Below are 13,850 nucleotides of genomic sequence, written 5' to 3'. Positions count from 1 at the left end.
GAAATCTTAACAAAAGATTGCAGTCATCTCCGGCTGCCGCGCGCGACTTGCATTCTGCGCGAACCTCCCCTTAGTTTCAAAATTTCCAGCAACCTAAAAACCACTCAGGATTGAAAATCTGGAACAATAGAGGAACTCGACTGGCCGGAAGTGTCAAAAAAATGTCCTCAAAGACGCTTCCTCAAACCGCTCGATTTTCTAGCATACGGCAAGGGAGGAATACCATGAAATTTGACTACGTTATCGTAGGCGGTGGATCTGCGGGTTGTGTACTCGCCAATCGCCTGACCGAAGACCCCAACATAAACGTGTGCCTGCTCGAAGCAGGCGGCGGCGGCAACAGCATCCTCGTGCGCATGCCTGCCGCAGTTGTGGCGATGCTTCCGGGCAAACCGTTCAAAATCAACAACTGGATCATGGAAACCGTTGAGCAGCCCGGCCTGAACGGCCGCAAAGGCTACCAGCCGCGCGGCAAAGCGCTTGGTGGCTCCAGCGCGATCAACGCCATGCTCTATGTACGTGGCCAGCGCCAGGATTATGATGAATGGGCCAACCTCGGCTGCGAAGGCTGGGATTGGGACAGCATCCTGCCCTACTTCAAGAAATCCGAAAACAACGAGCGCGGCGCCGACGACGTGCACGGCAACGGTGGTCCGCTTCAGGTGTCTGACCAGAAAGAAGCGCGCCCGATCACCGCAGATTTTGTCGAAGCCGCCCGCCAGCTGCAGCTTCGCGAGAAGACAGATTTCAACCGTGGCGACAACGAGGGTGTTGGCTACTATCAGGTCACCCAGTTCCACGATGAGGCCAAGAACGGCGAGCGCTGCTCTGCCGCCGCCGCCTATCTCTTCCCGGTCATGGACCGCCCCAACCTCACTGTGATCACCAAGGCGCATGCCACGCGGCTCACATTTGACGGCCTGCGCGCGACCGGCGTGGTCTACAAAAAAGATGGCAAGGGCGCCGACATCTCCGTCAACGCCACACGCGAGGTGCTGCTCTGCAGCGGCGCGCTGAAAACGCCGCAGCTTCTGCAACTCTCCGGCGTCGGCGATGCCCAGGACCTTCAGAAACACGGTATCGAAGTGCGCCACAACCTACCTGGCGTTGGCAAAAACCTGCAGGACCACCTCGATTTCACCCTGGCTTATAAATCCAAAGACCTCGACAACTTCGGGATTAGCCTGCGCGGCGGCCTGAAAATGATGGGGCACCTCAAAAGATGGCGCAAAACCGGCGTCTCGATGATGGCCACCTGCTTTGCGGAGGGCGCGGGTTTCCTGAAAACCTCCCCGTCGCTGGATCGCCCAGACGTGCAGCTACACTTCACCGTGGCGCTGGTGGATGACCACTCCCGCAAACTGCACTACGGCCATGGCTTCAGCTGCCACATCTGCAAATTGCGCCCGGAAAGCCGCGGTTCTGTGACGCTCAAGAGCGCGGATCCGTTTGACAGCCCGGCCATTGATCCGGCCTTCCTAGAAGACCGCCGCGATCTGGCAACCATGATCAAGGGCATCCGCATGACCCGCGAAATCATGGAGGCCCCGGCGCTGGCAAAGTACCGCCACAAAGAGATGTTTGGCACGGAACACGCCAAAACAGACGCGGATTGGGAGAAGCACATCCGTGCGCGCGCGGACACGATCTATCACCCTGTGGGCACCTGCAAGATGGGTGTCGATGAGATGGCGGTGGTTGATCCCGAGCTGCGCGTCCACGGCATGGAAGGGCTGCGCGTGATCGACGCATCCATCATGCCCAACCTGATCTCGGGCAACACCAATGCCCCGACCATAATGATCGCTGAGAAAGCCGCCGACATGATCAAATCGGACCAGATCAAAGCAGCGGCCTGATGACACACTGACATCCTCCCTCACGCGAACAGAGGCGGGTGCCGGACCAAAAAGGGAAAGACAATGAATAACAATACCGTTCTCAAAACCATGGATGAAATTCTTGCGTTCGAGCGGACACCTTTGCAGGATCGGCACCTGCCGCAAAGCACCTATGAGGCGCTGCAGAAAGGCGCAGCGCTCAACCCTGATGCCCCTGCTCTCAGCTTCTTTCTGAGCGCCGCCGCCATGCGCACGCCCTATGTGCTGACCCATGGCCAGCTGCTCGCGCGCATCACCCAAACCGCCAACGCCCTGCGTCGCCTCGGCATCGGCCGCGACGATGTGGCGGCCTACATCCTGCCCAACATGCCGGAAACCCATTTCGCGATCTGGGGCGGCAGCGCGGCAGGTGGCATGCTCGCCATCAACCCCTTGATGGAAGCCGATCACATGGCTGACCTTCTGAAGGCCGCCGGTGTGAAAGTGCTGATCACGCTCGAGCAGACCCCAGGTGTCGACATCTGGGAGAAAGCCAGCGCCGCAGCCAAAGACGTGCCCGGCCTGGAGCACATCCTGCTCTGCAACTTTGCGCCTTACATCAAAGGGGATGGCGTCTGGCCTGAAACCCTGCCTCTTCCTCCGGTCGCCCCCACGCTTGAGGGCACCAATGTCACCATGTCCCGCCTGCTGGACGAAATCGCCAACGATCCATCCGACGCGCTCACCTTTGCTGCGCCGGGTCCGCAGGACACCTCCACCATGCTCTGCACAGGTGGCACCACCGGCCTGCCCAAAATCGTGAAACGCACCCATTTTGGCGAAGTCTACAACTCCTGGTGCCCAAGCCTTTATGTCGGCGCGGAAAACGTCGGCCCGGGCACCGCAGCGCTGTGCGGCCTGCCGCTCTTTCACACCAACGCCATGCTCGTAACCGGCCTGCTGCCATGGATGCACGGCGGCCATATCGTGCTGGCCACCCCTTCCGGCTATCGCGGCGAAGGCGTGATCGCAGGGTTCTGGGACATGGTTGAGCACTACGGCATCAGCTCCTATTCCGGCGTGCCCACCATCTACGGCGCGCTGATGCAGGTGCCGCACAAAGACAAAGACCTCAGCTCCCTGCGTTTTGGCGCTTGTGGCGCGGCGCCGATGCCGGTCGAACTGTTCAATGCCTTCATGGCGGAAACCGGCGTCTCCATCGTTGAGGCCTACGGCATGACCGAAGGCGTTCTGGCGTCTTCCATGAACCCGATCAACAACCCCGAGCCGCGCATCGGCTCCATCGGCATGCGCTTCCCTTATCAGGACATGCGCATCGCCATTCTCAACGACAACGACGAATTTGAGCGTTGGGCCGAGGTCGATGAGGCCGGGGTGATCTACATTACCGGCCCCAACGTCTTTGACGGCTACCTGATCGAAGAACAGAACAAGGGCATCTGGCTGGAGCAAGAGGGCAAGCGCTGGTTCAACACCGGCGACCTCGCACGCTGTGACGCGGATGGCTACTTCTGGATGACCGGCCGCAAGAAAGAGCTGATCATTCGTGGCGGTCACAATATCGACCCCAAAATCGTCGAAGAAGCCATGCACAAGCACCCCGCCGTCGCTATGGCCGCTGTGATCGGCCGCCCGGACGCCAAAGTGGGCGAAGTGCCGGTGATGTACTATCAGAAATCCGCTGGCACAGAGGTTGATGCGGCCGCGCTTCTGGAGTTTGCGCAAACCCATGTGACCGAACGCGCGGCGGTGCCGAAGGATTTCATCTGTCTTGAAACCCTGCCGGTGACCGCTGTTGGCAAGATCCACAAGGTCACGCTCAACATGATGGAAATCGAACGCACCGTGCGGGAAGAGACACAAAAACTCTCTGCCGAGCTGCTCAGCCTCGATGTGGTGCAGGATGCCAGCCGCGGCGTTGTTGCCAAAGTTGCAGTCGCATCCGGTCAAGACGCATTGCAAAGCGCATTGGGCCAATTTGCCTTCACCGTCGACATCAGCTGACCCGCGACACCTCAGCCAAACTGACAGATTTGAAGCGCCGCAGTCTCCTCTGCCGCGCTTCTTACTTTGCCCCCACCACAGAGGTCCGCCATGCCTGCCCTGCCACAAGAGCGCCAACAAAGATTGCCCAAAGGCTGATCTGCACCGAAGGGCTGAAACCACCGGTTTGACCCGCTCAGCGCCAAGCTCGCCCCTTCTCATCAGCCGTCAGCTCATGCCCTAGCCATTGGGCGCAGAAGACATCGGTTGCACAAACGCACGCTGCAGCATCGAAGATCGCACCCAAGGCACCTGCACCCCTTGCGTCTGGCGCACCACATCGACCCGAATGCGGCGCAGCACATCCTCCAGAGGCGGGGCATTTTGTGTGACATGGCGCAAAAAAGCCTGCGCAAAAGGGCTGTGACCATTTTGACCGTCATAAGCCACCGTGCCCGGTGCAGACGCAAATGCGATGGCGACCCCGGCCTCCATGGCACGCCTGCTTCCGCCAATCCCGTCCATGATCGGAGATACAACCGAACGGCATGCGTCAAAAAAAATAATCTTGTTGCGCGGTTTGTCTGAAAGCGCCTGTACAATGGCGGAGAGTGGCACCGTTTGAGACAACCCCCCCATCTGCATCTCCGTCGGGCTTTGCGCTGGCGGATCAAACTGCGTCCGCTTCAGCGCATCCACCGGCACATAGAAGGCCTGCCCCGCCTGCATCACCCCATGTCCAGCCAGATAAACCACCACCTGCTGCGCATCCTCAGCCGCCCAGCGCAACACGGCCAGCGTGCGCATCACCTCCGCTTGTGTCGGATTTTCAAGGTGCATCACACTATAGCCCAGCGCATGCAAACGCGCCGCAATCGCCCCGCTATCCGCCACCGCATTGGTCAGCGCCGCCGCCCCCGGATAGGCCCCGCTTCCAATCACCAGCGCGACATACCGCTGATCGCGAATGTCGGCCCATGCGGCGTGCGCAACGCCCACGACACCGATCAGCAGAACAACCAGAGCCCGCCAGATCACTTGCAACGGGTCCCATTGCTCGGCCGCGCCAGAATTTCCACGCGGCGATTTAACGGATGTGGCCCCGGGATGCCGCTCAGCAGAGCGGTTTCGCCCTGCGCTTCTGTGGCGATCCGGCCCATATCTACTTGGGACGCGCTGGCCAGCGCTGCCGCTACCGCCCGCGCCCGCGCATCGGACAACCGCCGGTTATAGGCAGGCCCGCCCACACTGTCCGCATGGCCAACCAGCTTGATACAACTCTGCGCCAGCTTCGGCGCATTCAAAACACGCCCCAACCGCGCCAGATGAGCCTTATATTCCTCTGTCAAATCATCAGAATTAAAGGGAAAGCGGATAAAATACCCCTGCTCCTCAGGCACGCTGTCCAGAGTGGCCGCTGCAGTGTCAAACCCCGCAGGCGGCAATCGCCGCGCGACGCCAAGTTCCGCTCTAGCAGGCGGCACGCACCCCGCCCCCACTTGCCCTGTCAGCGCAAAATGGATCGCGCAACCGTCTGCCGAAACCGGCAGCTCACGCGAGGCTGCAAACACCTGAGAAGACAGTAGGAAGAAAGCCCCAACAAAGCTGAAAAACCGCACAAACATCATAGCCAGAACCAAACACAACACAGTGGCAACGCTTCTATTCTGGCATGAAAGCCTAAACAGAGCGTAACTTGGGAGCCTTCAATTTTTAGAAAATTCGCAGCAAAAACGCGCACAACAACACCGATCCGTTTTACCGGTGTAAACCAACTGGCCGCACACTATTGGGGTGTTTTGGTTATGTGTATGGTGTCCTCTTGGTTCGGGTTCGCTTTGTTTCCGTTGTGATTTTCTGGCTTCTGGCCGCGTTCATTTTGACCAGCTGCGCCTCTTCGCACGCCAGTTTTGCCCCCGCTATTGCGCAGCCCAATGCGCGCCCGGCGCGGAATTTCACCTCTTTTGCCCCATCCCTGCGCTGCATGGACGGGCTCTTTGCCCAGCTGCCGGCGCGGCGCTATCTGGTGTCGTCCTCAGACATCCCAGATGACACGCGCGACATTGATGTGGGCGCTGACGACATGCTCATCAACGCGCTCAACCAGATGAACCAACGCAGCGGGCGTTATGTGTTTCTGGATCAGGCCCGCATCTCCGGTTTTGGCCAGCTGGAGCTGGTGACAACCCGCAAAAAGGGGGAGGTCAAACCCAACCTTTACATCAGAGGATCAATTTCCCAGCTCGATTCTGACACGGTCGACAACACCATCACCGCAGGCCATGACTCCAACAGCGGGCGCGGCATCACCACCTCGCTTTACCGCAGCAAACGCACGCTTTCGATTGTCTCGGTGGATCTGCATCTCGTGCAATATCCCAGCCGTCAGGTGCTCGCTGGCGGCTCTGTCTCCAATTCCATGGTTGTCTCCCGTCGCGGGCTCAGCGGCACAGTCGCAGGCATGATCGACGATCTGGATGTGGCGGTCCCGATCTCCATCGACCGCGTCGAAAGTCAGGGGCAAGCGGTGCGCAATCTGATTGAGCTTGGCCTGATCGAGCTGTTGGGCAAACACGCGGGTGTGCCCTATTGGCAATGTCTGCAGGGCGATATGACAGATGCCCGCGCCGCCCAGAAACGCGAGCGCAAACATGTGCTTACCGGTGCGGAGACCAAGGGCATACAGCGCCGGCTGATCGCGCTCGGCTATCTTAGCGGCAGCCCAAGCGGCACGCTGGATTCTGCCACCCGTCAGGCGATCACCCGGTTTCAAACCAAGCACCATCTCATTGCCAATGGCGAAGTGGATTTTGACTTTATCGAGCGCCTGAAAGCGGCCACCCCGCCCCCCGTCGCCAAAGCCAAGCCAGCATCGGTACCCGCATCCGTGCCAAAGCAGCCACGCCAGCCCGCCAAGCCCGCCGCACGCGCCACCACGCCCGCAGCCCCCGCAACGTCACCGCAATGTGTGAACAACCAAAACTGCGAAGGGCTCTATAAAAACCTCTATGATTTCATCAAAGAAGACGTCGAATTTTAGGCACTTAGGCGTGTGTCTTCCAAGTTAGCTTCCGGCTCCTCAAACGCTGTCTCTGCCTCTGCCCTGGCTGCATCCATCTCAAAACGCGACACAATGCCAGTCAGGTTTTGCGCCTCGCCCTGCAACATCTGACTGGCGGCGGCGGCCTCTTCTGCCATGGCCGTGTTCTGCTGGGTCATGCTGTCGAGCTTGCGCATGGCCGCATTGACCTCATCAAGATCAGACGCCTGCTCCTGCACACCTTCGGAAATTTCGGTCACCAGATCGGACACAGACCCCACCTGCGTGATGATGCTGCTCAGCGCCTCGCCTGCACGCCCCACCATGGCAACGCCATTGGCCACATGGTCCTCGCTGGCTCCGGTCAGGGTCTGGATCTTGCCCGCAGCAGAAGAGGCCCGCTGTGCCAGCGCCCGCACCTCAGAGGCCACCACGGCAAATCCGCTGCCGGCCTCGCCTGCGCGCGCAGCCTCAACACCCGCGTTTAGGGCCAGCAAGTTTGTCTGAAAGGCGATGTCGTCAATCACACCGATGATCTGCGCAATCTCATCAGAGGCCGTCTGGATCTGATCCATCGCCGACACCGCAGAGGACACAACATCGCGGCTGCTCTCCGCCTCATTGCGCGCGGCCTGCATGGCCGTATCAACACGGGTTGCGCGATCCGCAGTGGCTGTCACACCTTCAGACAGGTGATCCACCGCGCGCGCGGTTTCCTCCAATGTCGCAGCGGCCGCCTCTGTGCGCGCCTCCAGCACGGTTGCCGCAGATTTCTGCTCGCTGGAGTATTGATCCACATTGCCCGCCGCATCGATCACACCTGACATCATGTCGCGCAGGTTGGCGAGGCCGCGATTGAAGCTCTCTCGCAGCGTTTCGTAATCCTCGGCAAAAGGCGTAGTGATGTCACACGCCAGATTGCCGCCTTCCAGATCAGACAGCGCATCATTCATGGTTGCCACCACATGTGCTGTTTTCTGCGCCGCCTGCGTTTCGCGGGCAGAGGCCGCATCCGCGCTCTTCAGGCGGTCACGGAAACTGCCCATCGCGTTGGCCAGATCGCCAAGCTCATCGCCCCGCGCGCGCCCTGTGATCTCCACATCATAGGCCCCTTCCGCCAGCGCGCTTGTCACCTCCCGCAGAGATTGGATCGGACGCGTGATCCGGCTTGCGACAAGCCAAGACACGCCCGTGGCCAAGACAACAGCCGCAGCGATCATGGCGATGGCCAGCATGCGAATGTCGCGCACAACCGCAAAGGCCGCATTGCGGTCTGTCTCCATCACCAGCGCCCAGGAGAACCCATCCACATCCAGAGGTTTGACGAGCCCAATCACGGCATGCCCAGCGTCGGTTGCCACGCTTTCAAACAACGCCTCTTCGCGCGCCACGGCCGCAGCAATATGCGGCGCATCAGGCAAGATGTCCCCAACCGCAAACTGCCCCTCAATCAAAGACGGGCTGCGCGCGCGTCCATCCTGGCTGACCAGAAACATGTTCTGCCCGCCGTTTGGCTCCAGATTACCCGCCAAGGCCTGCGCAATACGCTCACTGGAAAGCTGCACCGCCAGAACACCCGCGATCACCTTTTTCTTGCTCAGCACCGGGATCGCAAGGAAGGCCCCTGCCCCGCCATCGCCAAGCGCGTAAGCGGCAACATCAGATGTGCTGATCTCTCCCGGTTGCGCCTTCAAAGCGGCCTGAAACACCTGCCCCAAACCTGTCTCTGCATTTGCTCCGGCAGAGAAATCCTGCGCGAAATCCGCCTGTTTGGTCACCGAATACAGCAGCCGCCCCTCTGTGTTGAGCAGATACATATCCTTGTATCCATTGAGCGTGAGCGCCCGCAGAAACGTTGGGTGGTAGCTGGCGTGGGATTGGCTGTAGTATTCGCCATCTCCGGGATCGACCAGTTTGGCACGCTCTTCTGCCGCATGCGGATTGTTAGTGACGTAAGTGTCGGTGAGATACTGGATCGGATCATCGGCTTCGATCATCTTGATCACGCGCTCAAAATTGCTGATCGCGCGGAAAGTCGTGGGCTGATCCGCATTCATCACCAGATCGCGACGCACCGCATCAATCATGGCCGTCAGCGCCTGCTGGGCCGCATTGGCGGAGGTCTCATGAGAAAAGAACACATTCTGCCGAATGGTCTGCTCTGCCATCCGGTAGACGGAAAAGGACACCCCCACAAGGAACGTGGCGGTCAGCGCGACCATCAGCAGGGGCAGCTTGAGCCGGAGCGAAAGGTTGCCAAACTTGAGCATAGAAACGCCTCCCGACCATGCCTTCTCACGCGACGTGTTCGCGCTTTTCACTGAGCCTAAGCGCAGAAATCCTGAGAAATCTTTAAGCGGTCATGTGACCTATCCCAAAGGAGGAGGTCGCCTACCCTAGTGCTGTAATATTGCGCTTTTCACGGGCCACACGCCTTCTCGCCGCCCCTACTCTGCAACCTGAGGCACAGCCTGCGGCACGCCAAACCTCTGCCAGGCGTCATATTGAGACAGGAAAACCTCGCCATTGAGCGCCTCAATCAGATGCGAGCGCCGCAGCCGGTCCATCACCGGGCCTTTTACCTCTGATAGATGCAACCCGACCCCCATATCTCGCAGGCGGGCGTTGATGGCTCCCAGACTTTCCAGCGCGGAATAGTCCACCTCATTGACCGCAGAGAACATCAGCACCACATCGCGCACCTCACAACCGGCGGTGACACGGCTCTGGATCAAATCCTCAAGGAACCGCGCATTGACGAAGTAGAGGCTCTCATCCACCCGCAGCGTCACCAGCGTGGACACAGTCTCCACCTCATGACGGTGGATATTGCGAAAGTGCTGCGTGCCGGGCACCAGCCCCACCTCCGCCACATGGGGGCTGGAGGTCTTATAAAGATGCAGCAGCACCGAAATGGCCACACCGCTGGCCACACCAACCTCCACACCCAGCCCCAGCGTCAGCAGAATCGTGGCCGCCACCGCGATGAAATCCGCGCGAGAGTATGCCCAGGTCTTTCGCAGGATCGAAAAGTCCACCAGCGACAGCACCGCCACGATGATTGTCGCCGCCAGCGTTGCCTTTGGCAGAAAATACACAAGAGGGGTCAGCGCAACCGCTGCCACCGCCAGCCCCACCGCCGTAAAGATCCCCGCCGCAGGGGTTTCCGCCCCGGCATCAAAATTGACCACCGAGCGGGAGAAGCCCCCGGTGACAGGAAAGCCCCCGGTGAACGCCGCCCCCAGATTGGCCGCCCCCAATCCAATCAGCTCCTGATCCGGATCAATGCGCTGGCGTTTCTTGGCCGCAAGGGTCTGCGCCACAGAGACACTTTCCACAAAGCCGATGATCGAAATCAGGATGGCGGGCAACAAAAGCGCGCCGATAAGATCACTGTTCAGCTCCGGCAGGGTCAGCGGCGGCAGGCTTTGCGGCACATCCCCAACAATGCGCACGCCCTGTTCCCCCAAATTCAGCCCCCAGACCGCAAGCGTGGTCGCCACCACCGCAAAAACCGGACCACCCTTGGCCAGAAGATCAGTCAGCAGCGGCCCTGTCCCAAGCTTTTTCAGAAGCGGCTTCAGGTTGCCGCGCACCCAAAACAGAAAGCCCGCAGCCAGAACACCAATCCCCACTGTGATCCAGTTGATCTCATTCAGATGGCGGGCAATCGACAGCAGCATCTCCGGCAGCGTATGCCCATGGGCGCTGACACCCAAAATATGTTTGACCTGGCTGGCGGCAATCAGGATGCCCGAGGCGGTGATAAACCCGGCAATCACCGGATGGCTCAGGAAGTTCGCCAGAAACCCGAGCCGTAAAACACCCAACAGCACCAGAAACGCGCCGGACAGAAACGCCAGCGTGAGTGCTGCAACCGCGTAACCGGCGGTCCCCTGCTCTGCCACCTGCCCGATGGTTGCCGCGGTCAGCAACGACACCACCGCCACCGGCCCCACCGCCAAAGCGCGGCTGGTCCCAAAGATCGCATACAGGATGATCGGCGCAATCGAGGCGTAAATGCCCGCCTCCGGCGGCAACCCCGCCAACAGCGCATAGGCCAGCGACTGCGGGATCAGCATGATCGTCACGATCACCGCTGCGATCAGGTCATTTGACAGCGCGTTCCGGTCATAGCGACGCCCCCAATCAAGAATGGGAACAAACCGGCGCAGGGGGTGGGACATTGTGTTTTCCGTCATCTGAGTTTCACGGGCCTCTGCCCATCGCGCAGGTCTGCGCCCGCCCATCGCGACATGGAACAGGCGGGCGCGACGCTGGCGGAGCGCGCTTTAGTTCGGCGCGACCTTGATCTTCTCCGGTTTTGCCAGCCACTCCTTCCCCTTGAGCATGGCCTTCCAGTAGATCGGCGGCAGCATGGTCTCCTTCAAAAACCAGGCTGCCCGGCTGGGTTTGGTGCCATCCAGCAGGAAAGTAGGGAAACTGGGTTTGAGCACACCGCCATAGCCAAATTCCGCCAGCACAATCTTGCCGCGCTCCACCGTCAGCGGGCAGGAACCATATCCGTCATAGGCCGAGGTTGGCGAGCGTCCCGCAATATCCGCCACGATATTATCGGCCACCGTCGGGGCCTGTTTGCGCGCGGCGGCGGCGGTCTTGGCGTTTGGCGCATTCATCACATCGCCAAGGGACCAGATGTTGTCATATGCCGTGTGGCGCAAGGTGGCCTGATCCACATCGACCCACCCCGCGGCATCGGCCAAGGGCGACACCCGAATGAAATCCGGCGCCACCTGCGGCGGGCAGACATGCATCATGTCAAAGTCCACCGTGACCTCCGCAGGATCGGTGTCTGGCTGGGCCACTTTGAACGTGGCCGTCTTCGCAGCCCCATCCACCGCGACGAGGTTGTGGAAGAAGTTCAGCGTTGCGTCGTATTTCTCAACATATTGCGAGAGCGCAGGGACATAGTCCTTCACCCCGAAAAGTACCCCGCCGGCGTTCATGAATTGGAGGTCGATGTGCTTCAGCCGCCCATTGCGGTGCCAGGCATCTCCGGAAAGATACATCGCCTTCTGTGGAGCCCCCGCGCATTTGATCGGCATCGGCGGCTGGGTGAACAGCGCACGCCCCTCCTGCAACTCCTGCACCAGCTGCCAGGTATAAGGTGCCAGATCATAGCGGTAGTTTGAGGTCACCCCGTTGCGGCCAAGCGTCTCCTCAAGTCCTTCGACGGCTGCCCAATCCAGTTTCAGGCCCGGGCAGACCACCAGGCGATCATATTTCACCACCCGGCAGCCATCCAGAATGACCGCGTTGTTTTCCGGCTCAAATGCCGCCACCGCGGATTTGATCCAATGCACGCCTTTGGGGATGAGAGACCCCATGGTCTTGGCGGTTGTTTGCGCCTCAAACACGCCGCCACCCACCATGGTCCAGCCGGGCTGATAGTAGTGGATGTCTGCAGGATCAATCACCGCGATATTGAGGCCCGATTGTCGTGCCTTCAGGCTGGCGGCAACTGCGATGCCCCCGGCACCTGCACCAACAATCACCACCTCAAAATGCGCGTCTCCGGTATCTGTGGGGGTTTTGCCCCCATTGGAAATACGCCGCGCCACGCCGTTCATGTCATAGCCCGCCGCTTTGGTGGCCGCGAGAATCTCCGCCATCGGGCGCGATTTGGATTGATGGAAAGACCACAGCGTTGCCGAGCGTGTGCCGGTCCGGCAATAGGCCAGAACCGGGCGCTGGATCTCCTCCAAAACCGCGCCAAATGCGGCCACATCTTCATCGCGCACCATGCCCGATTGCACCGGCACATAGCGCGCCTCAATCCCTGCGGCCTTGGCCGCAGCTTCTATCTCTTCAAAGGAAGGCTGATCGCCCCCCTCGCCATCGGGCCGATTGCACAGAATGGTGCGAAAGCCCTGCGCGGCAATCTCGGCAATATCATCGGCCACAATCTGCGGGCTGACCGAAACCTGATCGGTTAGTCGTTTGATGTTCATGTGAACCCCTCCTCCGGGCGGTTTTGGCGGATCGCACGCCTCTGCGCGCATTGCCGCTTACAGGCCGTTGACCGGCACCTTGAGCATCGGGTTGCCGTCTTTATCGGTCGGCACTTCGCCCGCGCGCATGTTCACCTGCAGCGATGGAATGATGAGCTTTGGCATCGAGAGCTGCGCATCCCGCTCGGTGCGGAACCTGACAAACTCTTCCTTGGTCTTGCCTTGGCCAACATGGATATTGGCCGCTTTCTGCTCCGCCACCGAGGTTTCCCAGGCGATGGCACGGCCGCCGGGGCCATAATCGTGGCACATAAACAGCCGCGTCTCGTCCGGCAGCGCCAGCACTTTCATAATGCTCTCATAAAGCTCTTCTGCCGAGCCGCCGGGAAAGTCACAGCGGGCAGAGCCGCCATCAGGCATGAAAAGCGTATCCCCGACAAAAGCCGCATCGCCCATCACATGCACCATGCAAGCGGGTGTGTGCCCCGGCGTATACATCGCAAAGCACTGCATATTGCCGACCATATAGGTGTCGCCATCCTCAAACAGCGCATCAAACTGCGACCCGTCGCGCTGAAATTCGGTGCCTTCGTTGAACACCTTGCCAAACACGTTCTGCACCACGGTGATCTTGGAGCCGACCCCGATTTTCCCGCCCAACCGCTCCTGCAGATAAGGTGCCGCGCTCAGGTGGTCTGCATGCACATGGGTCTCAATGATCCACTCCAGCTTAAGGCCCTGCGCCTCGATCTGGCGGATCAACTCGTCCGCGTGATCAAAGGTGATACGTCCGGCCGCATAGTCGATGTCCATCACCGAATCCACGATCGCGCAGCTCTTTGAAGACGGGTCTTTGACAATGTAGCTGATGGTGTTGGTCGCCTCGTCAAAGAACGCCTGAACCTCAGGTTTCACGGTGATGTTGACGGGATAATCAGTCATAGGTTTCTCCTCCTCAGGACGCGCCCCGCGCCCTTGGTCTTCCAAATCAGTGACGGCTTGTGTGACCGCGTA

9 protein-coding genes are annotated in these 13,850 nt (G+C 59.9%); 3 read left to right on the top strand and 6 right to left on the bottom strand.

The features are described from left to right. Nucleotides 1–224: 224 nt before the first annotated feature. Entirely contained in the window at nt 225–1,859 is a 1,635-nt protein-coding gene (locus J7412_RS04105; protein ID WP_209077322.1) for a choline dehydrogenase, read from the top strand. A gap of 63 nt (nt 1,860–1,922) precedes the next feature. Continuing rightward, nucleotides 1,923–3,845 carry an acyl-CoA synthetase gene (locus J7412_RS04100; RefSeq protein ID WP_209077320.1) on the top strand — a complete coding sequence of 641 codons (1,923 nt, stop codon included), beginning with the start codon at nt 1,923–1,925 and terminating at the stop codon, nt 3,843–3,845. Between the two features lie 219 nt (nt 3,846–4,064). Here the strand turns inward: J7412_RS04100 and J7412_RS04095 are convergent, their stop codons facing one another. Beyond that, nucleotides 4,065–4,862, bottom strand: coding sequence for a caspase family protein (locus tag J7412_RS04095; protein ID WP_209077318.1), 798 nt, complete (start codon nt 4,860–4,862; stop codon nt 4,065–4,067). Then, the gene (locus J7412_RS04090; protein WP_209077316.1) at nt 4,859–5,452 is read right to left on the bottom strand and encodes an OmpA family protein; all 594 of its coding nucleotides are present in this window, start codon (nt 5,450–5,452) and stop codon (nt 4,859–4,861) included. The genes J7412_RS04095 and J7412_RS04090 overlap by 4 nt, the downstream gene beginning before the upstream one ends. A gap of 194 nt (nt 5,453–5,646) precedes the next feature. On the opposite strand from J7412_RS04090, the gene J7412_RS04085 reads away from it, so the two are divergent. Continuing rightward, nucleotides 5,647–6,864 (top strand): peptidoglycan-binding protein, encoded by a 1,218-nt coding sequence (locus J7412_RS04085; RefSeq protein WP_209077314.1) that lies wholly within the window; start codon nt 5,647–5,649, stop codon nt 6,862–6,864. Here J7412_RS04085 and J7412_RS04080 read toward each other — a convergent pair. From J7412_RS04080 to J7412_RS04065, 4 genes are all read right to left on the bottom strand, one after another. Then, entirely contained in the window at nt 6,861–9,134 is a 2,274-nt protein-coding gene (locus J7412_RS04080; RefSeq protein WP_209077312.1) for a methyl-accepting chemotaxis protein, read from the bottom strand. The genes J7412_RS04085 and J7412_RS04080 overlap by 4 nt on opposite strands. A gap of 177 nt (nt 9,135–9,311) precedes the next feature. After that, nucleotides 9,312–11,051, bottom strand: coding sequence for a sulfate permease (sulP, locus tag J7412_RS04075; protein WP_209077551.1), 1,740 nt, complete (start codon nt 11,049–11,051; stop codon nt 9,312–9,314). 105 nt (nt 11,052–11,156) lie between these two features. Next, the gene (locus J7412_RS04070; protein ID WP_209077310.1) at nt 11,157–12,836 is read right to left on the bottom strand and encodes a bifunctional protein tyrosine phosphatase family protein/NAD(P)/FAD-dependent oxidoreductase; all 1,680 of its coding nucleotides are present in this window, start codon (nt 12,834–12,836) and stop codon (nt 11,157–11,159) included. 57 nt (nt 12,837–12,893) lie between these two features. Continuing rightward, nucleotides 12,894–13,778 carry an MBL fold metallo-hydrolase gene (locus J7412_RS04065; RefSeq protein WP_209077308.1) on the bottom strand — a complete coding sequence of 295 codons (885 nt, stop codon included), beginning with the start codon at nt 13,776–13,778 and terminating at the stop codon, nt 12,894–12,896. Nucleotides 13,779–13,850: the final 72 nt, after the last annotated feature.

The organism is Shimia sp. R9_3, assembly GCF_017743755.1.
Taxonomy (GTDB): Bacteria; Pseudomonadota; Alphaproteobacteria; order Rhodobacterales; family Rhodobacteraceae; genus Shimia.
Note: the sequence above shows the minus strand (reverse complement) of the source record. Positions and strands in the feature narration are given on the sequence as shown.

Excerpts from the sequence above, each read along its gene's own strand:
- J7412_RS04100 (WP_209077320.1), top strand. The coding sequence starts at position 1,923 with ATGAATAACAATACCGTTCTCAAAACCATGGATGAAATTCTTGCGTTC.
- J7412_RS04070 (WP_209077310.1), bottom strand. The coding sequence starts at position 12,836 with ATGAACATCAAACGACTAACCGATCAGGTTTCGGTCAGCCCGCAGATT.
- J7412_RS04065 (WP_209077308.1), bottom strand. The coding sequence starts at position 13,778 with ATGACTGATTATCCCGTCAACATCACCGTGAAACCTGAGGTTCAGGCG.
- J7412_RS04105 (WP_209077322.1), top strand. The coding sequence starts at position 225 with ATGAAATTTGACTACGTTATCGTAGGCGGTGGATCTGCGGGTTGTGTA.
- J7412_RS04080 (WP_209077312.1), bottom strand. The coding sequence starts at position 9,134 with ATGCTCAAGTTTGGCAACCTTTCGCTCCGGCTCAAGCTGCCCCTGCTG.
- sulP (WP_209077551.1), bottom strand. The coding sequence starts at position 11,051 with ATGTCCCACCCCCTGCGCCGGTTTGTTCCCATTCTTGATTGGGGGCGT.
- J7412_RS04090 (WP_209077316.1), bottom strand. The coding sequence starts at position 5,452 with ATGATGTTTGTGCGGTTTTTCAGCTTTGTTGGGGCTTTCTTCCTACTG.